General features: G+C 60.7%; 21 protein-coding genes. 13 read left to right on the plus strand and 8 right to left on the minus strand.

What is annotated here, in order from left to right; translation table 11 throughout:
- Nucleotides 1-157: 157 nt before the first annotated feature.
- From ACVWXD_RS11910 to tpx, 5 genes are all read right to left on the minus strand, one after another.
- Nucleotides 158-1,621, minus strand: coding sequence for an efflux transporter outer membrane subunit (locus tag ACVWXD_RS11910; RefSeq protein WP_032886861.1), 1,464 nt, complete (start codon nt 1,619-1,621; stop codon nt 158-160).
- A complete protein-coding gene (locus ACVWXD_RS11915; RefSeq protein WP_181643665.1) occupies nt 1,618-4,725 on the minus strand; it encodes an efflux RND transporter permease subunit in 3,108 nt (1,035 codons plus the stop codon). Before ACVWXD_RS11915 ends, ACVWXD_RS11910 begins: the two co-directional genes overlap by 4 nt.
- The gene (locus tag ACVWXD_RS11920; RefSeq protein WP_442116991.1) at nt 4,722-7,823 is read right to left on the minus strand and encodes an MdtB/MuxB family multidrug efflux RND transporter permease subunit; all 3,102 of its coding nucleotides are present in this window, start codon (nt 7,821-7,823) and stop codon (nt 4,722-4,724) included. The genes ACVWXD_RS11915 and ACVWXD_RS11920 overlap by 4 nt, the downstream gene beginning before the upstream one ends.
- The gene (locus ACVWXD_RS11925; protein ID WP_286817839.1) at nt 7,820-9,118 is read right to left on the minus strand and encodes an MdtA/MuxA family multidrug efflux RND transporter periplasmic adaptor subunit; all 1,299 of its coding nucleotides are present in this window, start codon (nt 9,116-9,118) and stop codon (nt 7,820-7,822) included. The genes ACVWXD_RS11920 and ACVWXD_RS11925 overlap by 4 nt, the downstream gene beginning before the upstream one ends.
- A 230-nt stretch (nt 9,119-9,348) precedes the next feature.
- On the minus strand, nt 9,349-9,849 hold the full coding sequence (gene tpx / locus ACVWXD_RS11930; RefSeq protein ID WP_457371052.1) for a thiol peroxidase: 501 nt from the start codon (nt 9,847-9,849) through the stop codon (nt 9,349-9,351).
- A 158-nt stretch (nt 9,850-10,007) separates the two neighbouring features.
- Here tpx and ACVWXD_RS11935 point away from each other — a divergent pair, with 158 nt between their 5' ends.
- From ACVWXD_RS11935 to ACVWXD_RS11985, 11 genes are all read left to right on the plus strand, one after another.
- Nucleotides 10,008-11,297 (plus strand): glycosyltransferase, encoded by a 1,290-nt coding sequence (locus ACVWXD_RS11935; protein WP_457371053.1) that lies wholly within the window; start codon nt 10,008-10,010, stop codon nt 11,295-11,297.
- Between the two features lie 73 nt (nt 11,298-11,370).
- The gene (locus ACVWXD_RS11940) at nt 11,371-12,276 is read left to right on the plus strand and encodes an AraC family transcriptional regulator (protein ID WP_099602877.1); all 906 of its coding nucleotides are present in this window, start codon (nt 11,371-11,373) and stop codon (nt 12,274-12,276) included.
- Between the two features lie 217 nt (nt 12,277-12,493).
- Nucleotides 12,494-13,777: an ABC transporter substrate-binding protein gene (locus tag ACVWXD_RS11945; protein WP_401381034.1), complete on the plus strand. Its 1,284-nt coding sequence runs from the start codon at nt 12,494-12,496 to the stop codon at nt 13,775-13,777.
- Nucleotides 13,778-13,931: 154 nt separating this feature from the next.
- Nucleotides 13,932-14,822, plus strand: a complete 891-nt coding sequence (locus ACVWXD_RS11950; protein ID WP_050442832.1) for a carbohydrate ABC transporter permease — start codon at nt 13,932-13,934, stop codon at nt 14,820-14,822.
- Between the two features lie 10 nt (nt 14,823-14,832).
- Entirely contained in the window at nt 14,833-15,663 is an 831-nt protein-coding gene (locus ACVWXD_RS11955) for a carbohydrate ABC transporter permease (protein WP_032886872.1), read from the plus strand.
- A gap of 23 nt (nt 15,664-15,686) precedes the next feature.
- Complete coding sequence (locus tag ACVWXD_RS11960) at nt 15,687-16,790, plus strand: ABC transporter ATP-binding protein (RefSeq protein WP_095185869.1); 1,104 nt, start codon at nt 15,687-15,689, stop codon at nt 16,788-16,790.
- Nucleotides 16,791-16,808: 18 nt separating this feature from the next.
- Nucleotides 16,809-18,290 (plus strand): mannitol dehydrogenase family protein, encoded by a 1,482-nt coding sequence (locus ACVWXD_RS11965; protein WP_122764276.1) that lies wholly within the window; start codon nt 16,809-16,811, stop codon nt 18,288-18,290.
- A 138-nt stretch (nt 18,291-18,428) separates the two neighbouring features.
- A complete protein-coding gene (xylB, locus tag ACVWXD_RS11970) occupies nt 18,429-19,910 on the plus strand; it encodes a xylulokinase (protein ID WP_032886875.1) in 1,482 nt (493 codons plus the stop codon).
- A gap of 12 nt (nt 19,911-19,922) precedes the next feature.
- Nucleotides 19,923-20,861, plus strand: a complete 939-nt coding sequence (locus ACVWXD_RS11975; protein WP_457371054.1) for a carbohydrate kinase family protein — start codon at nt 19,923-19,925, stop codon at nt 20,859-20,861.
- A 100-nt stretch (nt 20,862-20,961) separates the two neighbouring features.
- Nucleotides 20,962-21,219 (plus strand): DUF2790 domain-containing protein, encoded by a 258-nt coding sequence (locus ACVWXD_RS11980; RefSeq protein ID WP_095185872.1) that lies wholly within the window; start codon nt 20,962-20,964, stop codon nt 21,217-21,219.
- A 78-nt stretch (nt 21,220-21,297) separates the two neighbouring features.
- Nucleotides 21,298-21,696 carry a hypothetical protein gene (locus ACVWXD_RS11985; protein WP_095185873.1) on the plus strand — a complete coding sequence of 133 codons (399 nt, stop codon included), beginning with the start codon at nt 21,298-21,300 and terminating at the stop codon, nt 21,694-21,696.
- On the opposite strand, the gene ACVWXD_RS11990 is transcribed toward ACVWXD_RS11985, so the two are convergent.
- Both ACVWXD_RS11990 and ilvA read right to left on the minus strand, forming a co-directional pair.
- Nucleotides 21,693-21,962 carry a DUF1652 domain-containing protein gene (locus ACVWXD_RS11990; RefSeq protein WP_032886880.1) on the minus strand — a complete coding sequence of 90 codons (270 nt, stop codon included), beginning with the start codon at nt 21,960-21,962 and terminating at the stop codon, nt 21,693-21,695. The two genes, ACVWXD_RS11985 and ACVWXD_RS11990, sit on opposite strands and share 4 nt — an antisense overlap.
- Nucleotides 21,963-22,187: 225 nt before the next feature.
- A complete protein-coding gene (ilvA, locus tag ACVWXD_RS11995; RefSeq protein WP_457371055.1) occupies nt 22,188-23,219 on the minus strand; it encodes a threonine ammonia-lyase, biosynthetic in 1,032 nt (343 codons plus the stop codon).
- A 270-nt stretch (nt 23,220-23,489) separates the two neighbouring features.
- Here ilvA and ACVWXD_RS12000 point away from each other — a divergent pair, with 270 nt between their 5' ends.
- A complete protein-coding gene (locus ACVWXD_RS12000; RefSeq protein WP_025855286.1) occupies nt 23,490-23,690 on the plus strand; it encodes a ParD-like family protein in 201 nt (66 codons plus the stop codon).
- On the plus strand, nt 23,690-24,451 hold the full coding sequence (gene map / locus ACVWXD_RS12005; protein WP_457371056.1) for a type I methionyl aminopeptidase: 762 nt from the start codon (nt 23,690-23,692) through the stop codon (nt 24,449-24,451). The genes ACVWXD_RS12000 and map overlap by 1 nt, the downstream gene beginning before the upstream one ends.
- Before the next feature lie 44 nt (nt 24,452-24,495).
- On the opposite strand, the gene ACVWXD_RS12010 is transcribed toward map, so the two are convergent.
- Nucleotides 24,496-25,428, minus strand: coding sequence for a magnesium transporter CorA family protein (locus ACVWXD_RS12010; RefSeq protein ID WP_401380980.1), 933 nt, complete (start codon nt 25,426-25,428; stop codon nt 24,496-24,498).
- Between the last annotated feature and the right edge of the window lie 4 nt (nt 25,429-25,432).

The raw sequence follows: 25,432 nt of genomic DNA on the forward strand, positions 1-25,432 counted from the left end.
GCAAACAATGATGAGTGAGCCGAACAAAGAGCCCTTTCGTTCGGCTATCGCGCGTTGGCCTGTTGATCTTCGCTCAGCAACTACAGACTCAATTGGCTAAGACCGCACCAAGTGCGCGCAACGAGTCCTGACCACGTAGCATTATTCCCCCTCACGCCTACTCGGCTATTGACGTCTGCCCATCCCAACCGCCCCCCAAAGCGGCAATCAGTTGCACGCTGGCTACCAACCGGCTCTGCAGCAGCGTTAACACCGTGCGTTCATTGCTGAGTGCGGTCGCCTGTACCGTCACCACATCCAGGTAGGCAATCAACCCCGCCTTGTACTGGTTCTGAGTCAAGCGCAGGGATTCGCGCGCCGCTTCCAGCGCTTCGTTACTGACCACCGCCTCGTCTTCCAGCACCTTGAGTTGCACCATGTAGTTTTCCACTTCACGGAAGCCGTCGAGCACCGTCTGGCGGTACTTGGCCACAGTTTCGTCGTAGGACGCCACAGTGCGGTCGACTTCCGCCGAGCGCTGGCCGCCGTCGAACAAGGTCATGGCCAGCTTCGGGCCCACTGACCAGAAGCGGTTTGGCAGGCTGATCCAGTCAGCGTACGTGCTGCTGGAATAACCACCGGCCAGGCTCAGGCTCAAGTCTGGGTAGTAGGCGGCCTTGGCCACGCCAATATTGGCGTTGGCAGCGATCACCGAGCGCTCGGCCGAGGCGATGTCCGGGCGGCGCTCCAGCAACTGCGACGGCAGGCTCACCGGAATCTGTGGCAGTGCCGGGATGTCCTTGCTCACGGCCAGGTTGAAGTTGGCCGGCGCTTCGCCGATCAATACCGCAATGGCGTTTTCCAGCTGCGCACGCTGCCAGATCAGGTCGATCAGACTCGCCTGGGTGCTCTTGAGCTGGGTTTGCGCCTGGGCCACCGCATCCTTGCCGGAGACACCAGCGCGGTATTGGTTTTCGGTCATTTGCAGGGAGCGCTGGTAAGTGTCCAGCGTGGCTTGCAGCAAGCGGGTCTGTTCGTCCATTACGCGCAATTGCAGGTAGCTCTGCACCAGTTCCGATTGCTGGCTCAAGCGCATGGCCGCCAAGTCCGCCGAGCTGGCTTCGGCGCTGGCTTCATTGGCTTCCAGACCACGGCGCAATTTGCCCCAGATGTCGGCTTCCCAGCTCACGCCCAATTGCGCGTTGAGGGTGTCGCGGATACCACTGCTGGAACTGCTGAGGCTTGCGCTGCTGCTGCCGGTGCCCTGGCTGGCGCGGGTTTTACCGGCGCTCAGGTCGACCGTCGGGTAAAACGCCCCGCGCGAACTGCGCACCAGTGCCTGGGCCTGGCGAAAACGCGCCTCGGCCTGTGCCACCGTCTGGTTAGCCGTATTCAGGCGCACCACCAGGTCGTTGAGCTGGCGGTCGCCGTACAACTCCCACCAGGCGCCACGGGCCAAGGAATCACTCGGCGTGGCCTGACGCCAGCCCTGGGCCTCCTTGAATTGCACGGGTTCGATAACATCCGGGCGCTTGTAGTCCGGGCCGACGGCGCAGGCGCTGAGCAATACGCCGCAAAGCACCAGGCTCGCGACACGGGAACCGCGGGTCATGGCCAATTTGGCAAAGGTTGAATCGGTCATAGCGCAGTGTCCAGGGCAGCATCGGTACGCACGCCGCGCCATTTATTGAAACGATGGCGCGCGCGGTCGAGATAAAGGTAAACCACCGGGGTGGTGTAAAGGGTCAGGACCTGGCTGAAGACCAGGCCGCCAATGATGGTCAGGCCCAGGGGGCGACGCATTTCGGCGCCGTCGCCGGCGCCGAGCAGCAAGGGCAAGGCACCGAGGATGGCCGCCAGCGTGGTCATCAGGATCGGCCGCAGACGCAACAGGCAAGCGCTGCGAATCGACTCCAAGGGGCCCAAGCCGTCGTTACGCTCCAGTTGCAGGGCCAGGTCGATCATCAGGATTGCGTTTTTCTTCACCACGCCGATCAGCAGGAACAGCCCCAGCAAGGAGATCAGGCTGAACTCGCCCCCTGTCAGGTAGATCGCGAGCATGGCGCCGACGCCGGCCGACGGCAGGGTCGAGAGGATCGTCAGCGGGTGAATGTAGCTCTCATACAGAATGCCCAACACCAGGTACACCGCCACGAGCGCGCCGAGGATCATGAACGGCTGGCCTTTCTGGGTGGCTGCGAAGGCATCGGCAGTGCCGGCCATCTTGGCGATCACGTCCTCGGGCAAACCGACCTTGGCAATCGCCCGTTCGATGGCGGCCGTGCCCTGCTCCACCGTCACCCCTTCGGCCATGTCGAAGGCGATGTTTTCCGAGGCGAACTGGCCTTCGTGACTGACCCGGTCATCGGCCAGGCTGTTCTCGTAATGGGCAATGGTCGACAACGGCACCCGTGCGCCATCGGCAGTAATCACCTGCATCTGGTTGAGGGTGATCGGGTCCTGGGCGTATTTGGGGTTGACCTCCATGACCACCTGATACTGGTTAAGGCTGTCGTAGATCGTAGAAATCTGCCGTTGGCTGTAGGCGTTGTTCAACACCCCGGTGACCATGTCCATGTCGATGCCCAGGCGCTTGGCCTGGTCGCGGTCGACAATCAGCGTGACCTGGGCTGCGCCCCGGCCTTCACGGGCGTCGATGGCGGTGAGTTGCGGCAGTCCACGCAACGCAGCGACGACTTTCGGGTACCACAGGCGCAATGCGGCCAGATCACCGCTTTGCAGGATGTAGGAGTACTGCGCGCTGGTCTGGTCGCGGCTGCCGCCAAATTGCAGGTCTTGGTCAGCCATCAGGAACAGGCGCCCGCCCGGCACCAGCGGCACTTCCTTGCGCAGGCGCTCAATCACCGCCTGGGCAGAAATCTTGCGTTCGCTGATGGGCTTGAGGCGTACCAGCATTACCGCGTTGTTGGTGCCGTTGTTGCCGCCGATAAAGCCCGCCACGCTAAGCACCGCCGGGTCCTTGAGCACCGCCTTGCGGAAAGTCTCCATCTTCGGCTGCATCACGCTGAACGACAGCCCGTCATCGCCGCGCACAAAGCCGATTAACTGGCCGGTGTCCTGCTGGGGCATAAAGGTTTTCGGCACCACCACGTACAACGCCACGTTCATGCCGATGGTCAGCAACAAGCTGAGCAAGGTCAGGCGTCGATGGCGCAGTACCCAGTCCAGACTGGTGGCATAACCGGCGACCATCCGGTCGTTGATCCTCTGGCTCCAGCGCTGCAAACCGGTCATCCGGTCTTTGACGTGGGGCTTGAGCCAGCGAGCGCAGAGCATGGGGGTCAAGGTCAGCGAGACAATCAACGACACAATGATCGCGGCGGACAAGGTGATGGAAAACTCGCGGAACAGGTTGGTGACAATCCCGCCCATAAACAGAATGGACAAGAACACCGCCACCAGCGACACGTTCATCGACAGCAAGGTAAAGCCGACTTCCTGGGCGCCCAAGTACGCCGCGTTCATGGGCGGCACACCATCGTCGATATGCCGGGAAATGTTCTCCAGCACCACAATGGCATCGTCCACCACCAGGCCGGTGGCCAGGATCAACGCCATCAGCGAAAAGTTGTTCAGCGAGAACCCGTACAAGTACATCACCGCGAAAGTGCCCACCAGCGACACCGGCACCGCCAGGGTCGGGATCAGCGAGGCGCGGAAGTTACCGAGGAACAGGTAAACCACCAGAATCACCAGCCCCACGGCAATCAGCAGGGTCATCTCGGCTTCGTGCAAGGTGGCGGTGATGACCGGCGAGCGGTCCATGGCCAGGCTGAGCTTGACGCTGGACGGCAGCACCGCCTGCAACGCCGGCAGTTGAGCCTTGATCTGTCGGACGGTCTCGATGATGTTGGCGCCGGACTGGCGGTTGATCACCAACAGCACCGCCGGCTCGTTGTTGAAGAAGCCGCTGTTGTAGCGGTCTTCAACGCCGTCGCTAATCTTCGCCACATCCGACAGGCGCAAGGCCGCGCCATTCTGGTAGCGAATCAGCAGCGGCTCGTAGTCCTTGGCTTTTTCCAACTGGTCATTGGCCTGGATCTGCCAGTTGCGCTCGCTGTCTTCCAGCGACCCCTTGGGTCGCCGCTGGTTGGCGTTGGCAATGGTGTTGCGCACATCGTCCAGAGCCACGCCGTACTGGTCGAGGGCCTTGGGCTCCAGCTCGATGCGCACCGCTGGCAGGGAACTGCCGCCGATCTGCACTTCGCCCACACCCGGCACTTGGGACAGGCTTTGGGACAGGATGGTCGAGGCCAGGTCATAGAGCTGGCCCTTTTGCAACACGTCCGAGGTCAGCGACAGCACCATGATCGGCGCTTGGGACGGGTTGATTTTCTTGTAGGTAGGCATGCTGCGCATGCCGCTGGGCAGCAGGTTGCGTGACGCGTTGATCGCCGCCTGCACTTCACGCGCCGCGCCGTTGATATCACGGTCGGAGTCAAACGCCAGGATCACTCGGGTAGAGCCCTGGCTCGACGAACTGCTCATGGTGGTGATGCCGGCAATCGCGCCAAAGGAGCGCTCCAGCGGCGTGGCCACGGTCGAGGCCATCACCTCGGGGCTGGCACCCGGCAAGCTGGCCGAGACCACGATCACCGGGAAGTCGATCTGCGGCAGCGGCGAGACCGGCAACAGGTTAAAGCTCACCCCGCCCAGCAGCATGATCGCCAGGCTCAGCAGCAGGGTCGCTACCGGTCGGCGGATGAAAGGTCCGGACAGGTTCATGACTCAACCGGCTCCAGGCTTTGCGGCTCTTTGCGCCAGCGACGACCCAGGCGATCGAAATACAGGTAGATCACCGGTGTGGTGAACAGCGTCAACACCTGGCTCACCAGCAGGCCGCCGACCATCACCAAACCCAGCGGCTGGCGCAATTCAGCACCGGAGCCGGTGGCCAGCATCAGCGGAACCGCACCGAACAGCGCGGCCAGGGTGGTCATCAGGATTGGCCGGAAGCGCAACAGCGCGGCCTGGTAGATCGCGGTCTGTGGGTCGAGACCCTGGTTGCGTTCGGCGTCGAGGGCGAAGTCGATCATCATGATCGCGTTCTTTTTCACGATACCGATCAGCAGGATGATGCCAATGATCGCGATCATGCCCAGGTCATTACCACTGAGCAGCAGGGCCAGCAATGCCCCCACCGCCGCCGAAGGCAAGGTCGACAGGATGGTGATCGGGTGGATATAGCTCTCGTAGAGCACGCCGAGCACGATGTACATGGTGACCACCGCCGCCAGGATCAGCAGCAAGGTGCTCGACAGCGAGGCTTCGAACGCCTGGGCTGCGCCCTGGAACTGGGTCTGCACGCCCACGGGCATGCCGATGTCTTTCTGCGCCTGGTTGATCAGCTCCACGCCCTTGCCCAGCGCCACGCCGGGAGCCAGGTTGAACGACATCATCACGGCCGGAAACTGGCCGATATGGGCAATGGCCAACTGCGCCTGACGCTGTTCCACACGGGCCAGGCTCGACAGCCGCACTTGGCCGCCGTCGGTGGTTTTCACATGGATCTGGTTCAGTGCATCCGGGCCGAGGGTCTCACCGGACTGGGCCTGCAACACCACGCGGTATTGGCTGGCCTGGGTGTAGATGGTGGAAATCTGGCGTTGGCCGAAGGCGTCGTACAGCGCGTCGGTGATGGTCGACACACTGACGCCCAGGCGCGAGGCCGCATCGCGGTCGATCACCAGGTACACCTGCAGGCCTTTGTCCTGCAGGTCGCTGGCGACGTCGGTAAGCTCCGGCAACTGGCCGAGGGCGTGCACCAGCTTGTCACTCCATAGCGCCAGCAACTCAGAGTCCGGGGAGGACATGCTGAATTGGTACTGGGTGCGGCTCACACGGTCTTCGATGGTCAGGTCCTGCACCGGCTGCATAAACAGGCGGATACCCACCAACTTGTCGATTTCCGGTTGCAGACGCGTGATTACCTGGGCTGCGCTCAAGTCGCGCTGGCCGTGGGCCTTGAGGTTGATCAGCAAGCGTCCGCTGTTGAGGGTCGCGTTATCGCCATCCACACCGATGTAGGACGACAGGCTTTCCACCGCCGGATCCGCCAGGATGATTTTGGCCAACGCCTGCTGGCGCTGACTCATGGCCGCAAAGGAAATCGACTGCGGCGCCTCGGAAATACCCTGGATCACCCCCGTGTCCTGCACTGGGAAAAAGCCCTTGGGCACCACCAGGTACAGCACCACGGTAAGACCCAACGTGGCGATGGCCACCAGCAGGGTCAGCGGCTGGTGCTTGAGCACCCACTGCAACTTGCGCCCGTAGGCTTCGATCATCCAGTCGATCCAGGCGCCGCTGGCCTTGTAGAAGCGGCCCTGTTCTGCCTCTTTCGGCTCACGCTTGAGCAACCGCGCGCACATCATCGGCGTGAGGGTCAGGGACACTACCAGGGAAATCAGGATCGCCACCGCCAGGGTGATGGCAAATTCGCGGAACAGGCGTCCCACCACATCGGCCATGAACAGCAGCGGAATCAGCACCGCGATCAGCGAAAGGGTCAGGGAAATCAGGGTGAAACCAATCTGCTTGGCGCCCTTGAGGGCGGCGGCCAGGGGGGGCTCGCCTTCTTCGATGTACCGGGAGATGTTCTCCAGCATCACGATGGCATCGTCCACCACAAACCCGGTGGCGATGGTCAAGGCCATCAGCGTGAGGTTGTTGATGGAGAACCCAGCCAGGTACATAACGCCGAAAGTGCCCACCAGAGACAACGGTACGGCGATGGACGGAATAATCGTGGCGCTGACCCGGCGCAGGAACAGGAAGGTCACCATCACCACCAGGGCAATGGCGATCAGCAATTCATGTTGTACGTCCTTGACCGAGGCGCGGATGGTCTGGGTGCGGTCGGTGAGGACGGTGACGTCGAGGCCGGCAGGCAGATTGTCGGTGATGCTCGGCAGCAACGCCTTGATGCGGTCCACCACCTCAATGACGTTGGCACCCGGCTGGCGCTGGATGTTCAGCAGCACCGCCTGGTTTTCATTGGCCCAAGCCGCGAGGCGCTCGTTTTCGGCGCCGTCGACGATCTGTGCCACATCTTTAAGGCGCAACGGCGCGCCATTGTTGTAGGCCAGGATCAGTTCGGCGTATTGCTGGGGCGAGACCAACTGGTCGTTGGCGTCGAGCATCGACACCCGGGTCGGGCCGTCGAAGTTACCCTTGGGTTGGTTGACGTTGGACGCCGCGATCAAGGTGCGCACATCCGACAAGTTCAGGCCATTAGCCGCCAGGGCTTCGGGGTTGACCTTGATCCGCACGGCCTGACGCTGGCCGCCAGCGATGCTGACCATGCCGACGCCACTGATCTGGGCAATTTTCTGTGCCATGCGCGTGTCGACCAAGTCATTGAGCTTGGGCAGCAACATGGTCTTGGAGCTGATAGCCAGGGTCAGCACCGGGGTATCCGCCGGGTTGACCTTGTTGTACACCGGCGGCGCAGGCAGGTCCTTGGGCAGCAAATTGGTGGCGGCGTTGATCGCGGCCTGCACCTGTTGCTCGGCGACATCCATATTAATGTCGAGGTTAAAACGCAGGGTCAGTACCGAAGCGCCGCCGGAACTGGTGGACGCCATCTGGGTCAAGCCGGGCATCTGCCCGAACTGGCGCTCAAGGGGCGCGGTAACCGCGCTGGTCATCACGTCGGGGCTGGCGCCGGGGTAGAGGGTCATCACCCGAATGGTCGGGTAATCCACCTGGGGCAAGGCCGAGACCGGCAGCAAGCGGTACGCGATGATGCCGGCCAGGACAATGGCCAGCATGCTCAGCGTGGTGGCGACCGGGCGAAGGATAAACAGCCGCGACAGGTTCATGCGCCGACCTTTTGCGCCTTGCCAGCGTCAGCGCCGGTCTCCCCTTTCGCTGCCGGTTTGCCTTGCAGGTGCTCAGTCGGGGTGGTCGGGACTTCAGTGCTGTCGTTGACCACTTCGATTTCGCTGCCTTCCTTAAGGCGGTCGGTGCCTTCCAGCACCACACGGTCGCCAGCGACCAAGCCTTCCTTGATCACGGTGTTTTCACCGTCGGTATCACCGACCACAAGGGGCTGTACCTTGACCTTCTTGTCGCCATCAAGCTTGTAGACAAAGGTGCCCGCATTGCCGAACTGAATCGCGGCGGACGGCGCCAGCACCACGTTGTGCAGGGTGTCGGCCAGCAGGTGCACGTTGACGAACTGGTTGGGGAACAGCGCTTTGTCCTTGTTATCGAAACGCGCCTTGAATTTCAGAGTGCCGGTGGTGACGTCGATCTGGTTGTCCAGGCTCTGCAACACGCCGACGGCCTGCTGTTTCACGTCGCCACGGTCCCAGGCTTCCACGGGCAGTTTGTTGCCAGCGTGGTAACGGGCGAGCACGGTTTCCAGGGTGTTTTCCGGCAGGGTAAAGGTCACGCTGATCGGCTGGGTCTGGGTGATCACGGCCAGGGCGGTGGTGTCGTTGGCGGCCACCAGGTTGCCGACGTCGAGCTGGCGCAAGCCGACGCGACCGGCGATCGGCGCGCGGATCTTAGTGAATTCAAGGTTGAGCTTGGCGTCGTCGACCGCGCCCTGATTGGTCTTGACCGTGCCTTGGTATTGCAGGACCAGCGCTTCGGCGGTGTCCAGGGTCTGCTTGGCGATACTGTCCTGGGCATACAACCCACGATAGCGTTCCACATCGACCTGGGCGTTTTTCAGCTGGGCCTGGTTCTGCATCAGCGTGCCCTGGGCCTGGAGTAAGGCGTTCTGGTAGCTGCGCGGGTCAATCTCGGCCAGCAGATCGCCGGCCTTGACCATCTGCCCTTCTTCAAAGGCGATCTTCATCAATTCCCCGCCCACCCGGCTGCGTACATTAATGGTGTTGAGCGCGGTAACAGTGCCCAATGCCTTGTAGTACACCGGAAACTCTCCCAACACCGCCGGCGCCACGCGCACCGGTATCGGGCCCGTGGAACCGCCGAAACCAGGGCGTGCCATGCCGGTTTTGCTGGTGTGCCCGGCCGGTGCGTCTTTTTGGGCCGCGCCGCCGGGCCAGAATTTCCAGCACAGACCGGCGATAACCAGCAGCACAAGCAGGCCGAACAGCCAACGACGGGAGTTGCGGGGGGAGGATTGCATGGAATGATCAACCATTGGGCGCGAGAGCTTCTTCTTTGGGAGGCTGAAAGATAAGCACTGGGGCGCATTAAGAAAAGCGCCTTTACCGGCTATTTACCTTGGACTTACAACTTTTAACGTCTGGGTCTAGTCCGTCGGCTATTTGCCTAAACGTCTGAAGCACAAATGAAAACGGCCTGGACTAGGCCAGGCCGCAATCATGTATCACGCGTGTTACTGCAAAACGACAGCATCCACGCAAACAGTTACTTCAAAACAGCCAGAACGGCTTCGTAGTTTGGTTCTTCAGCGATTTCAGAAACCAGTTGGCTGTGCAGGACGTTGTTGTTTTCGTCCAGAACCACCACGGCGCGGGCGGTCAGGCCGTGCAGCGGGCCATCAGCGATTGCCACGCCAAAGTCCTGAGCGAAAGCAGGATCGCGGAAATCCGACAGGTTCTTCACGTTTTCCAGGCCTTCGGAGCCGCAGAAGCGTGCTTGGGCGAATGGCAGGTCGGTGGAGATGCACAGTACAACGGTGTTGTTCAGTTCGTTGGCCTGGGCGTTGAACTTGCGAACCGACGCCGCGCAAGTCGGGGTATCAACGCTTGGGAAGATGTTCAGCACTTTGCGCTTGCCGGCGAAGGTCGCCAGGGTTGCGTCCGACAGGTCGTTGGCAGTCAGGATGAAGTCTGGAGCCTGGGTGCCGACTTGCGGCAATTCGCCTTCAACCTTGACCGCGTTGCCTTTAAGGGTGACTTGAGCCATGAACAGAATCCTTATGCTGGGTTTAGTTAAACGAATTCGAGAGGCGGAAGTTAACCACAAAGTGCCGTGCCTACCTACCGCCAGACACAAATTGTCATGCCCACAGGTTGTGGTTTAATTGCGCGCTTTTCGCCTGCCCTTAAAGGAAACCGTCGTCGATGAATCCGCCTGCCACCAAAGTTCTGGTCATTGGTTATGTCTGGCCGGAGCCGCGTTCTTCGGCCGCTGGCGGGCATATGATGCAGATTCTTGAGACCTTTCTTACGCAAGGTTGGGACATTACCTTCAGCAGCCCTGCTGCACTCGGCGAGCACAAAGCCGACCTGCTCGCCCTGGGCATTGCCGAATGCGCCATCGAGCTCAATAACAGCAGTTTCGACGACTTTATCCGCGAGCTCGCTCCGGATATCGTGCTGTTCGACCGTTTCATGATGGAAGAGCAGTTCGGCTGGCGCGTGGAGAAGTGTTGCCCCGACGCATTGCGCGTGCTGGAAACCTGCGACCTGCAAAGCCTGCGCGACGCCCGCCAGCAACGGCTCAAGAACCACCTTAAGAGCCATCCCGACAGCGACGACTTCAGCGCTCTGTTTGTGCCCGCCCTGGAAGATGAGTTCCAACTGATGGCCGACACCGACGTGGCCAAGCGCGAGATCGCGGCGATTTACCGCTGTGACATCAACCTGATGATCTCCGACGTGGAAATGCGCCTGCTGACCGAGCAGTTCAAGGTGCCGGCCGCCCTGCTCCACTGGTGCCCGCTGATGCTGGAGCCCTTGACCGAAAACTTCGTCCCGTTTGACGACCGCGCGCATTTCCTCAGCATCGGCAACTTCCGCCACGCGCCCAATTGGGACGCTGTGCTGTGGATGAAGAACAGCCTGTGGCCGCTGATTCGACAACAATTACCCGGCGCGCAGCTGCATATCTATGGCGCTTACACCCCACCCAAAGCCACCGCCCTGCATAACCCGGCCCAGGGCTTTCATGTGATGAACTGGGCTGAAGATGCGCTACAGGTGATGAGCGCAGCACGCATCTGCCTGGCCCCCCTGCGCTTCGGCGCGGGCATCAAGGGCAAACTGGCGGACGCGATGCTGTGCGGTACGCCGAGCATCAGCACGCCGATCGGCGCCGAGGCCATGGGCGATGAGCAACCATGGCCCGGCATGATCGAAACCAGCGCGCCTGCCTTGGCCGCCGCTGCCGTGGCTTTGTACCAGGACCGCGAGCGCTGGACCCAGGCCCAGGAAGACGGCCGCCAGTTGATTGCCCGCCGCTATGACCAGAACATCCACGGGCCTGCGCTGGTGGAGTGCCTGGAGCACTGCCGTCGCCACCTCGCCGCCCATCGCCGCGACAACTTTACCGGCAGCATGCTGCGCCATCACGCCCACAAAAGTACCCAGTACATGTCCCAGTGGATCGAGGCAAAAAACCGCGTGCTGTAAACACCGGCGCTGGCAGGGTCGCGCACAAGGGGGCATTATTCGGGTCGCAACCAACAATAAAAGCGACGGCAGCATGACCCGAGCAGCGCGAATCACCGACCCTTCCTACGAGCTGATGGACGATCACAACGGTCTGTCCATCATCTATCGCCAGCATGGTTTCCCCTGTCCGCTGGTGCGCTGGCATTTCCACAAGGAATACGAACTGCACCTGATCGTCGCCAGCTCGGGCAAGGTGTTTATCGGCGACTACATCGGTAATTTCTACCCTGAAAGCCTCTTCCTCACCGGCCCCAACCTGCCCCATAACTGGATCAGCCAGGTGGAAGAAGACGAGGTGGTGCCCAAGCGCGACATGCTGGTGAACTTCACCGATGAATTACTGGAAAACGGCAGCCATATCTTCACCGAGCTGAAAACCCTCACCCCACTGCTGGAACGCGCCCAGTACGGCATCGAGTTTCGTTGCAGAAAGACCATTGCCCAGGCCATGACCCTGATGCAACGCATCGAGGACGCGCAGGGTATGGCGCGCCTGGGGCACTTCTTTATCTTGCTGGAAGTGTTGAGTACCTGTGAGGACTACCAACTGCTGTCCGGCGTGACCACGCCGCAACTGGCCGATGAACACAGCATCGACCGTACCAACCGGGCGGTGGATTACATCTTCGCCCACTACGCGCGGGAGTTGCCGCTGGAGGAAGTGGCGGAACACTTGGGCATGAAGCCCACGTATTTTTCCCGGGTGTTCAAGCAGGCCACCGGGCGCACATTTATCGAATTCGTCAACAGACTGCGCATCAGCAAGTCATGCGAGTTACTGGCAGATGGCGACAAGGCCGTCACCGATGTGTGCTTTGAGTCGGGGTTCAACAATATCTCCAACTTCAACCGACGTTTTCAGCAGCTTAAGGGCATGACCCCTTCCCACTACCGGCGCCTGGCGGTGCAACGGCTGACCGAGCAGAACCTGGCTTGAAGGTTTCAACGGCTGTGTGACCGAGTGCAAAAAAGTATCAGTCCAAGTGCTCCCAAGGATTTGTCACAACCCCATTTGAAGGCTGTAATCAACGCACACTCTTCCTGACTCCTCGTAGGAAGACACAACAACAATAACTGTCCTTCTGTAGCCCCTGGGCGCGGAAATGGAGTGCGCGATGAAGTTCACAGCAAAAGCACTGCTTGTCTCCACCTGCATGACAACCTGCATGACCCTCAGCGCCGTCAGCTTTGGCGCGCAGACCCTGACCATTGCCACCGTCAACAACAGCGACATGATCCGCATGCAAAAGCTCTCGAAGACCTTCGAGGCCGAGCATCCAGAGATCAAGCTGAATTGGGTGGTGCTCGAAGAAAACGTGCTGCGCCAACGCCTGACCACCGACATCGCCACCCAAGGCGGACAGTTCGACGTGCTGACCATTGGCATGTACGAAGCCGCACTCTGGGGCGCCAAAGGCTGGCTGGAACCGATGAAGGATCTTCCGGCTTCCTACGACCTCGACGACGTTTTCCCTTCTGTGCGTGACGGTTTGTCCGTCAAAGGCTCGCTGTACGCCCTGCCGTTCTACGCTGAAAGCTCGATCACGTATTACCGCACCGACCTGTTCAAGGACGCCGGACTGACCATGCCCGAGCATCCGACCTGGACCCAGATCAGCGAATTCGCGGCCAAACTCACCGACAAAACCAAAGAGCAATACGGCCTGTGCCTGCGCGGCAAAGCCGGTTGGGGTGAAAACATGGCGCTGATCACCACCCTGGCCAACGGCTATGGCGCGCGGTGGTTCGATGAAAAGTGGCAGCCTGAATTCAACGGCCCCGAATGGAAAGACGCGCTTAACTTCTACGTCGACAACATGAAGAAATCCGGCCCGCCGGGTGCGTCCAGCAACGGTTTCAACGAAAACCTGGCGCTGTTCAACAGCGGCAAGTGTGCAATTTGGGTCGACGCCAGCGTGGCCGGCTCGTTTGTCACCGACAAGTCCCAAAGCAAGGTGGCCGACAGCGTAGGCTTCACCTTCGCGCCCCACGAAAAGACCGACAAAGGCACTTCGTGGCTGTATTCCTGGTCCCTGGCGATCCCGACCAGCTCCAAGGCCAAGGACGCCGCCAAGGTGTTCACCAGTTGGGCAACCTCCAAGGAATATGGCGCATTGGTTGCCAAGACCGACGGCGTGGCCAACGTACCGCCTGGCACACGCAAGTCGACCTACAGCGACGAGTACATGAAGGCTGCACCGTTCGCCAAGGTGACCCTGGAATCGCTGAAAGTCGCCGACCCGACCAAACCGACGCTCAAGCCGGTGCCGTATATCGGTATCCAGTTGGTGACCATTCCTGAGTTCCAGGCGATTGGTACCCAGGTCGGCAAGTTCTTCTCCGGTGCGCTGACCGGTCAGCAAACGGTCGATGCTGCACTGACCGCCGCGCAGACCACCACCGAGCGTGAAATGAAGCGGGCGGGTTACCCCAAATAACCCTGGTCTCACCACAGTCAAATGTGGGAGGGGGCTTGCTCCCGATAGCCATCTACCAGTTGATGATTCAGTGACTGATACACCGCTATCGGGGGCAAGCCCTCTCCCATCCTGACCGCATTCCGATCCTTGCTTCGCAATGGCCTTGATTATCATGAATACAGCACCCAAAAACCGCCTGGCCAACCCCGGCTGGTTCCTCGTCACGCCCTCGGTCGCCATGCTGTTGCTTTGGATGATCGTGCCCCTGGGCATGACCCTGTACTTTTCCCTGATCCGCTACAACCTGCTCTACCCCGGCGAAAACCAATTCGTGGGGCTGGAGAACTTCACCTACTTCATCACCGACTCGGGCTTCTTGCCCGGTGCCTCCAACACCCTGTTGCTGGTAGGTAGCGTATTGCTGATCAGCGTGGTGTTCGGCGTGTTGATCAGCGCGCTGCTGGAAGCCAGTGAATTCTTCGGTCGCGGCCTGGTGCGGGTGTTGCTGATTTCTCCGTTCTTCATCATGCCCACCGTCGGTGCGCTGATCTGGAAGAACCTGATTTTTCACCCGGTGTCGGGAATCCTCGCTGCCGTGTGGAAGTTCTTTGGCGCAGAACCTGTTGACTGGCTGGCGCACTACCCGCTGCTGTCGATCATCATCATTGTGTCGTGGCAATGGCTGCCCTTCGCGATCCTGCTGCTGATGACCGCCATGCAGTCCCTCGACCAGGAACAAAAGGAAGCGGCACGTCTCGACGGTGCCGGCGCCATTGCGATTTTCTGGCACCTGACCCTGCCCCACCTGGCCCGCCCGATTGCCGTGGTGGTGATGATCGAAACGATCTTCCTGCTCTCGGTATTCGCCGAAATCTTCACCACCACCAACGGTGGCCCCGGCTATGCGTCGACCAACCTCGCCTACCTGATCTACAACCAGGCGCTGGTGCAATTCGACGTGGGCATGGCCTCGGCCGGCGGCTTGATTGCCGTGGTCATCGCCAATATCGCGGCGATCATCCTGGTGCGGATGATCGGCAAAAACCTGACTGACAAGCCTTGAGGGCCGCGCCATGACGCTTCAACAATCCCGCCGCCTGCAAAGCCTGTTGCTCGGCACGTTGGCCTGGGCCATCGCGATCCTGATTTTCTTCCCGATCTTCTGGATGGTGCTGACCAGCTTCAAGACCGAAATCGATGCGTTCGCCACGCCGCCGCAGTTCATCTTCACGCCGACGCTGGAGAACTACCTGCACATCAACGAGCGCAGCAACTACTTCAGCTATGCCTGGAACTCGGTGCTGATTTCCTTCAGCGCTACCGCCCTGTGCCTGCTGATCTCGGTGCCGGCGGCCTACTCCATGGCGTTCTACGAAACCAAGCGCACCAAGGGCACGCTGCTGTGGATGCTGTCCACCAAGATGCTGCCGCCGGTAGGCGTGCTGATGCCGATCTACCTGCTGGCCAAGAGTTTTGGCCTGCTGGATACGCGCATTGCGCTGATCATCATCTACACCCTGATCAACCTGCCGATCGTGGTCTGGATGGTTTACACCTACTTCAAAGACATCCCCAAAGACATCCTCGAAGCCGCACGCCTGGACGGCGCCACCCTCTGGCAGGAAATGGTCCGGGTACTGCTGCCGATCGCCAAGGGCGGCCTCGCTTCCACGGTGTTGCTGTCGCTGATCCTGTGTTGGAACGAGGCGTTCTGGTCGCTGAACCTGACCTCATCGAACGCGGCGCCGTTGACCGCGCTGATCGCCTCCTACTCCAGCCCCGAAGGTTTGTTCTGGGCCAAATTGTCGGCCGTCTCGACCCTCGCCTGTGCGCCGATCCTGATCTTTGGCTGGATCAGCCAGAAACAGCTGGTGCGCGGTTTGTCCTTCGGCGCAGTTAAATAATAATTTCTAGCGGAGGGCCCATCATGGCCAACCTCAAAATCAAGAATTTGCAAAAAGGCTTCGAAGGTTTCTCGATCATCAAAGGCATCGACCTGGAAGTGAACGACAAGGAGTTCGTGGTCTTCGTCGGCCCGTCGGGCTGCGGTAAGTCCACCCTGCTGCGCCTGATCGCCGGTCTGGAAGAAGTTACCGAAGGCACCATCGAACTCGATGGCCGCGACATCACCGAAGTGACCCCGGCCAAGCGCGACCTGGCGATGGTGTTCCAGACTTACGCGCTGTATCCACATATGAGCGTGCGCAAAAACATGTCGTTTGCCCTGGACCTGGCCGGCGTCGACAAGAAGCTGGTGGAGAGCAAGGTCAACGAAGCGGCGCGCATCCTCGAACTGGGCCCGCTGCTGGAGCGCAAGCCCAAGCAACTCTCCGGTGGCCAGCGTCAGCGCGTAGCGATTGGCCGCGCCATTGTGCGCAACCCGAAGATCTTCCTGTTCGACGAACCGCTGTCCAACCTCGACGCCGCCCTGCGTGTGCAAATGCGCCTGGAGCTGGCGCGCCTGCATAAAGAACTGCAGGCGACCATGATCTACGTGACCCACGACCAGGTCGAGGCCATGACCCTGGCTGACAAGGTGGTAGTGCTCAACAGCGGCCGTATCGAGCAGGTAGGTTCGCCGCTGGAGCTGTATCACCAACCCGCGAACCTGTTTGTGGCAGGCTTTCTAGGCACGCCGAAAATGGGCTTCCTCAAGGGCAAGGTCACGCGTGTCGAGTCCCAGACCTGCGAAGTGCAACTGGACGCCGGCACCTTGATCAACCTGCCGCTCAGTGGTCCGACCTTGAGCGTCGGCAGCGCGGTCACCCTGGGCATTCGTCCGGAGCACTTGGAAATCGCGTCGCCTGGCCAAACCACCCTGACCGTCACCGCCGACGTCGGCGAACGCCTGGGCAGTGACACCTTCTGCCACGTCAACACCGCCAACGGCGAGCCGTTGACCATGCGCATCCGCGGCGACATGGCCAGCCAGTACGGTGAAACCCTGCACCTGCACCTGGACCCGGCGCACTGCCATCTGTTCGACACCGATGGCGTGGCCGTGGCCCGTCCACTGCGCGCTGCCGCCTGATTTCGCGAGTATTACGTTATGAAATTGAACACACAAAACCTCACGCAACTGGCTGAGCAGGTGAAAATCCCGGCCTACGCCATTGCCGACACCCGTCAGGGCATCGCTCATATCGGCGTCGGCGGCTTCCACCGCGCGCATCAGGCGTATTACACCGATGCGCTGATGAACACCGGTGAAGGCCTGGACTGGAGCATCTGCGGCGTCGGACTGCGGGCCGAGGACCGCAAGGCCCGCGACGACCTGGCCGGCCAGGACTACCTGTTCACCCTGTATGAACTGGGCGACACCGACGACACCGAAGTGCGCGTAATCGGTGCCATCAGCGACATGCTGCTGGCCGAAGACAGCGCCCAAGCCCTGATCGACAAGCTCGCCAGCCCTGAAATCCGCATCGTCTCGCTGACCATCACCGAGGGCGGTTACTGCATCGACGACAGCAACGGCGAGTTCATGGCCCACCTGCCGCAGATCCAGCACGACCTGGCGCACCCCACGGCGCCGAAAACCGTGTTCGGTTTTATCTGCGCGGCGCTGACCCAACGCCGCGCCGCCGGAATTCCCGCGTTCACCGTGATGTCCTGCGATAACCTGCCCCACAACGGCGCCGTCACGCGCAAGGCATTGCTGGCGTTTGCCGCCCTGCACAATGCCGAGTTGCATGACTGGATCGAGGCCAATGTGAGCTTCCCGAATGCCATGGTCGACCGCATCACCCCCATGACCAGCACCGCCCACCGCCTGCAATTGCACGATGAACACGGCATTGACGATGCCTGGCCAGTGGTGTGCGAACCCTTCGTGCAGTGGGTGCTGGAAGACAAATTCGTCAACGGCCGCCCGGCGTGGGAAAAGGTCGGCGTGCAGTTCACCGACGATGTGACGCCCTATGAAGAGATGAAGATCGGTTTGCTCAACGGCAGCCACCTGGCCCTGACCTACCTGGGGTTTCTCAAGGGTTATCGGTTTGTGCACGAGACCATGAACGACCCGCTGTTCGTAGCCTACATGCGTGCCTACATGGACCTCGACGTCACGCCAAACCTCGCGCCGGTACCGGGCATCGACCTGACCGACTACAAGCAGACGCTGGTGGATCGCTTCTCCAACCAGGCGATTGCCGACCAGTTGGAGCGCGTGTGTTCGGACGGCTCGTCGAAGTTTCCCAAGTTCACCGTGCCGACCATCAATCATCTGATTGCCGATGGGCGTGAAACAGAGCGCGCGGCGCTGGTCGTCGCAGCCTGGGCCTTGTATTTGAAGGGTGTGGATGAGAATGGGGTGAGCTACAAAATCCCCGATCCGCGGGCGGAATTCTGCCAGGGGTTGGTGACTGACGATGCGCTGATCAGCAAACGCCTACTGGGCGTAGAAGAGATTTTTGGCACGGCTATTCCCAACTCGCCGGCGTTTGTGGCAGCGTTCGAGCGGTGCTATGAGAGTCTGCGTGATAACGGCGTCACCGCTACCCTGAAGCACCTCCTGAAGAAACCGGTTTAAATGTGAGAAGGGGCTTGCCCCCGATGAGGGTGTGTCAGTGAAATATCCTTCACTGACCCACTGCCATCGGGGGCAAGCCCCCTCCCACACTGGACCGGGTTGCCAATCCAAAAAAATAACACTGCTGAGCACACCATCATGACCCAGCAAAACCTGTTCCTCGGCATCGACTGCGGCACCCAAGGCACCAAAGCCATCGTCCTCGACGCCTCCAGCGGCAAGGTGCTGGGCCTGGGCGCCGCCGCGCACACGTTGATCAGCGGCGCCAATGGCCGTCGCGAACAGCACACCCAGGAGTGGCTGGACGCCTTTACCGAAGCCACCCACCGCGCCCTGCAACAGGCTGGCGTGGACGGCCAGGACATCCTTGGTATCGGGGTTTCCGGCCAGCAGCACGGGCTGGTGCTGCTGGATGACCAAGGCCAGGTCTTGCGCCCGGCCAAGCTGTGGTGCGACACCGAAACCGCGCCGGAGAACGACCGCCTGCTGCAACATCTGGGCGGCGAAAGCGGTTCACTCGAACGGCTGGGCGTGGCCATCGCACCGGGCTACACCGTGTCCAAGCTGCTCTGGACCCGCGAACAACACCCGGACATCTTCAAGCAAATCGCCCATATCCTGCTGCCCCACGACTACCTCAATTACTGGCTCACCGGCCGTGCCGTCGCAGAATACGGCGATGCGTCCGGCACCGGCTATTTCAACGTGCGCAGCCGTGACTGGGATGTGGCACTGCTCAAGCACATCGACCCCAGTGGTCGCCTGGAACAAGCCTTACCGCAACTGATCGAAGCCGATCAAACCGTGGGCAGCATCCTGCCTGCCATCGCCGAGCGCCTGGGCATCAACCCCAACGCCATCGTCGCCAGCGGCGGCGGCGATAACATGATGGGCGCGATCGGCACCGGTAATATCGCGCCCGGCGTGATCACCATGAGCCTGGGCTCATCGGGTACCGTCTATGCGTTTTCGGACCAACCCAACGTCAGCCCCCAAGCGTCGGTCGCCACATTCTGCTCATCCAGCGGCGGCTGGTTGCCGTTGATCTGCACGATGAACCTGACCAACGCCACAGGCGTGATACGCGAGCTGTTCGAACTCGACCTCAACGCGTTCAACAGCCTGGTCGAGCAAGCGCCGATTGGCGCCGACGGCGTCAGCATGCTGCCGTTCCTCAACGGCGAACGCGTACCCGCCCTGCCCCACGCCACTGGCAGCCTGCACGGCCTGACCATGACCAACCTGACACGCGCCAACCTGTGCCGCGCCGTGGTTGAAGGCACCACCTTCGGCCTGCGCTACGGGCTGGACCTGCTGCGCCAGACCGGCCTGCAAAGCCAGAGTATCCGCCTGATCGGCGGCGGCTCGAAAAGCCCCGTGTGGCGGCAGATGGTCGCCGATATCATGAACACCGAAGTGATCTGCACCGAACAAAGCGAAGCCGCCGCCCTCGGCGCGGCGATCCAGGCTGCGTGGAGCCAGTCCGGCGAATCCCTGGCCAGCCTCTGCGACAAATGCGTGAGCGTTGACCCGGCCAGCCGTACCCTGCCGGTGGCGGCTCATGTCAGCGCCTATCAACTGGCTTACGAACGCTATCAACAGCACGTGGCAACCCTTTAAGAGCGAACGACTATGTATCTGGTGTGTGGTGAAGCGCTGTTCGATTTTTTCAGCGAGGAAGATGCCAGCGGGCAGGCCTCCAAGGTCAACTACAAGGCGATTGCGGGTGGCTCACCGTTCAACGTCGCGGTGGGGTTACGCCGCCTAGGCATCGAGGCCGGGTTGTTCGGCGGCCTGTCCACCGATTTCCTCGGCCGACGCTTATTGCAGGTGCTGAAAGATGAAGGCGTCAGCGAGCAGTTCCTGGTGGAATTCGCCGCGCCGACCACCCTGTCCATGGTCGCCGTGGGTGCCAATGGTTCACCGCAGTACAACTTCCGGGGTGAGGGCTGTGCGGACAGGCTGCTGCAAGCCGAGCATTTGCCGGTACTCGGTGATGACGTGCGTGGGCTGCATATCGGCTCGTTCTCCCTGGTGGTGCAACCGATTGGCGACACCCTGCTGGCCCTGGTACAGCGCGAAAGCGGCAAGCGCCTGATCAGCCTCGACCCCAACGTGCGCCTCAACCCGCAACCCGACATCCAGCTGTGGCGTGACCGCGTCGCCGAGCTGGTCAAACATGCCGACCTGATCAAGGTCAGCGATGAAGACCTGCACCTGCTGTACCCCGACCAGTCGCCGGAAAGCGTGCTGCAAGGCTGGTTGCAACACCGCTGCCAGTTGGTATTCCTCACCCGTGGCGGCGACGGCGCCAGTGTGTTCAGCCGCCAACATGGCACCTGGTCGCAACCTGCGGTCAAGGTGCTGATGGCCGACACCGTGGGCGCCGGCGATACCTTCCAGGCTGCGTTGATTGCCTGGCTGACCGAGCAGCAGTTGGATTCGGTCGACGGTCTGCAACAACTCACCCGCGCGCAGATTGACGCCATGCTCGGCTTCGCGATTCGCGCGGCGGCAATGACCTGCACCAAAACCGGCCCGGACCTGCCGTATCGTAAACAGTTGGGCTGAACACCCGGTTTCATGAAGGTTTTGTCAGCCAGGCCTCGATTAATCGATGGTTAATCCCGCAAGCCGACAGTGAAGTCGAACCCACTTGCGGAGCACCTTCATGAAACTACGTACTTTACTGTGTGGCGGCGCGCTGGCACTGGCAGCCGTCTCGGGCCTGGCCCAGGCCGACAACCAGAAACCCGTGCCTTACCAATACGGCATGCCGCTGAACATCAAGCATGTGATCGCCATGAACGAAGCGCCGACCAATGACTGCAAAGTCATCGACGCCGATATCAAGTTCGTGGACAAGGCTGGGAAAGTCGAAGATGTGGGCTATCGGAAGCTGTCCGACGCGTGCAGCTTCCAGAATTGAGCGTTGCACTGTCACACAGCAAGCCCGCGTAGATAGGCGTATTCTTGCGGGCTTGTCCCAAGGCCGAAAGGAATCGCCATGCCGTTCAGTTTTCGTACCCTCGCCACCACAACCGCCCTGCTGTGCTTTGCCCTCGCACTGGTCTGGGGGTTACGCCCCGATCTGCTGCTCGGTATGTGGGGAGTCAATTCTTCAGACGCCACGGGCCTGGTCGCCCGCCGCAGCGCCGCGCTGTTCCTGGCCATCGGCATCATGTTTTACCGGGCCCGCCATGCGCCGCCTTCGGACACGCGTCGCGCCATGACCAGTGGCTTTGCCATCGGTTGCCTGGTGCTGGCTGTGCTGGGCTTGAGTGAGTGGTTCAATGGCAACGCCGGGCCGGGGATCTTCCTGGCCGTGGCGACCGAAACCGTATTGGGCCTGGCGTTTATCCAAGCCCACAGGTCTTCGGTGGTTCACCCTCAGGCGTCTGCCTAGTAATAGGCTCGACCTCCCGCTCTTTGCAGGGCGGGTGCATGGGTATTTTTCAGATCTTCACGCAACCCGGCGATCAGGTTGCAAATCGCTCGACTGCTGTCGAGTTTGTCCGTCTTGATGCCTTTGACCTCCAAATCCACCCGGTCACGGTCGCGATCGTCATAGATCTTGATCGTCAGCGAAGCATCTTCAGCTTTGGTGCATTCGCACCGTTTGGGCAGGAAACTTCCTTCAATAATGCTGCGAAGCTCTAATTCCGAAAGCATGGCCAACCTCTCCTTTTTTGAGACTGCCAACAGAGTCTTATGGGTGTGGCAGACGCCTGCCTGCCGCGTCTTGCCGACCTTGGAAGACGTTTCAACTACCAGCCTACTCGGCAAAATACGCTTGCGTTGTAACCATTCCTCATAAGGAACGCGCAAGTTTATATAACTTAAACAGGTCCCCGTCCGTAGTGTTTATAACAGCGTCGAACAGCCACGATTAAACGTTTAACCCTGCACTTCGTGTGCGTATGCCGTCACTCTTTCAGCAACATGTCGCAAACTATCAAAGTTAATATTCGCCCCGGAATTCACCGCCACCAGAGTCTGGCCATGCACGCCTCGTAGCGCCACGTACTTGCGAATGCCCGCCACCGCCAACGCGCCAGAGGGTTCGGTGATGGAACGGGTGTCGTCGTAGATCAGCTTGATGGCGCTGCACAGTTCGTCATTGCTCACGGTGATCACTTCATCCACCCACTCCCGGCAGATTTCAAAACCGTAGGCGCCGATCTGCGCTACGGCGGTACCGTCGGCAAACCCGTCGACGCTCGGCAACACCACCCGCTCACCGGCGCGCAGGGCGGCCAGCAGGCAACTGGAGCCTTCGGGCTCGACACCGACGATGCGCACCTCAGGCCGCAGGTATTTGACGTAGGCCGCGATACCTGCGATCAGACCGCCGCCACCCACCGGCACGAAGATGGCGTCCAACGGGCCCTGTTGCTGGCGCAGGATTTCCATGGCCACGGTGCCCTGGCCGGCGATCACGTCCGGATCATCGAAGGGCGAAACGAACGTGCATCCGGATGTCTCGGCCAGTTGCAGCGCATGGGCCAGGGCAAACGGGAAACTCTCCCCGTGCAACACCGCTTCGGCGCCTCGGGAGCGCACGCCCAACACCTTCAACTCGGGCGTGCTGCACGGCATGACGATCCGCGCCTTGATCCCCAACTCCTTCGCCGCCAGTGCCACGCCTTGCGCATGGTTCCCCGCCGATGCGGTCACCACACCGCGCGCCTTTTGCTCGGCGGTGAGCTGCACCAGCTTGTTGTAGGCGCCGCGAATCTTGAAGGAAAAGGTCGGTTGCAGGTCTTCGCGCTTGAGCAGCACCTGGTTACCCAGCAGCGCCGACAATGCCGGCGCGGCTTGCAGGGGCGTACGCAACGCCAGGTCATAGACCGGCGCGGCGAGGATCTTTTTTACATAGTGTTCAAGCAATGCCGTATCAGCGGTGTGGGGGACGGGGCACGTGCTCATGGGTGTCTCCTGGTTTTCAAGGGCCCTGGAGACGGAAAAACAAAACCCGCCTCTAAGGCGGGTTTGGGCGCAGCCGTGTGCTATCCCGCCAAATGAGGAATGGCGGTAATAATGCTTGGCTGGCTGCGGAAGGTTTGAAATGTCATGTCACGAAATTAACCGGGCGTCACCGGGCAAGTCAATGGCCAAGCGCCATTTAGCGTTTGGGGGTTTACGATAGATATACGAAACATATACGCTTTGTATATCAACTTTTAAACAGTGAACCCCATGGGCATCGTCAAAATCACCGACCAACTGCATGAACAACTCCGCCTGGCCAGCGCGGCCATGGACCGCTCCATCAACGCCCAGGCCGAGTTCTGGATCAAGATCGGCCTGCTCGCCGAACTCAACCCCAACCTGCCGTACAACGAGCTGATCAACAAACTGTTGCTGGACAAGCCCGACCTGATCCGGGGGCGCAGCTGATGATTAAGACTGCCGCTCAACTGGCTGTGATGCGCGAATCCGGGCGCCTGCTGGCTCAAGTGTTCGACATGCTCGACGGGTTTGTCGCGGCCGGCCGTTCCACCCTGGAGCTGGACGCCGCCGTCGAAGCCTTCATTCGTAACGACCTTAAAGCCCGCCCCGCCAGCCTCGGGCAATACGACTTCCCCTTCTCCATCAACACCTCAATCAACGAAGTGGTGTGCCATGGCATGCCCAGCGCCAAGGAGATCCTCAAGGACGGCGACATCATCAACATCGACATCACCCTGGAAAAAGGTGGCTTTATCGCCGACTCCAGCAAGATGTACATGATTGGCAACGTCGCCCCCAAGGCGCGGCGCCTGGTGGAAATGACCTTTGAGGCGATGTGGGCCGGGATCCGCCAGGTCAAGCCCGGCGCACGCCTGGGTGATATCGGCCACGCGATCCAGAGCCACGCCCAGGCCAACGGCTACAGCGTGGTGCGTGAATACTGCGGCCACGGCATCGGCAAGCAGATGCATGAAGAACCGCAAATCCTGCACTTCGGCCGACCCGGCACCGGGCTGGAACTGCGCGAAGGCATGGTGTTTACCATCGAACCGATGCTCAACCAGGGCAGTTCCAAGGTGCGCAGCCTGAAAGATGGCTGGACGGTGGTGACCAAGGACAACAGCCTGTCGGCGCAGTGGGAGCACACGGTGGCGGTGACGGCGGATGGCTTTGAAGTGCTGACCTTGCAAACACAGCCAGTCGAATAACCTGTGGCGAGCGGGCTTGTCGAAGAAGTATTCCCTCGCCCCCCTTACATCGTCGCGCCCGCCATCCGTTTGAGCGCCAGTACCATCAAGCCGGCGCCCAACCCCATCGCTGCCAGGAACAATGGGTACGACACCCACCACGGCGTACCCGCGGTCATCATGCTGAACTCCGACATACCGCCAATGCTGGCGATCAGGTTGAGCGGCAAGAACACCACGTTGATCAGCGTCAGCTTGCGCAACAGGTTGTTCATGCTGTTGTTCATCAGGTTGCCGCGCGCATCGATCAGCCCGGAAAACACGTTGGAATAGATCTCCGCCTGTTTGTAGCACTGGTGGTTCTCGATGATCAGGTCATCGATAAGGCCGAGAATTTCAGCACTGAAGTGCTCTTTTTCCCCATGGTTACGCAGCCGCGACAGCACGGCGCCGTTGCTGTGCAGCGCGTTGATGTAATAGATCAGGCTTTCGCTGAGGCTGAACATCTGCATCAGGTGATGGTTGCTCATGGACGCGTTGAACTGCTGCTGCAACTCCCGTGCAACCAGCTTGATCACCTTGAGGTGGCCCAGGTAGTGGTGGATGTTGTTGAGCAGCAGGTCGAGCAATACGTCCAGCGGCGTGTGCAACGGCCGGCGCTGGCCCAGGCCACTCAGTGGGGTTTCATCGGTGGCGATCACCAGCAGGCGGCCGGGTGAAAACAGCAGGCCGCACGACGTCACTTCGAACACCAGGTTGCCACCACCGGAATAGTTCTCCGGGCGCTTCCAGATCAGGAACAGGTTGTCGGGATGAAACTCGATGCGTGAGACTTCATCCGGGTCGAGCGCCGACGCCAACGCGTGCTCGTCGAGCTTGTGGTGATCACGCAGCCACTCGCGCTCGGCCAGGTCGGGGTTGTTGAACAACAGGATCGGGGCCGCGTCGCTGTGCCCCGGACGTAACTTTCCACCGTTCAGTTCAAAGCGCTGGATCATCGCG

It is taken from the genome of Pseudomonas sp. TE3911 (assembly GCF_054062775.1).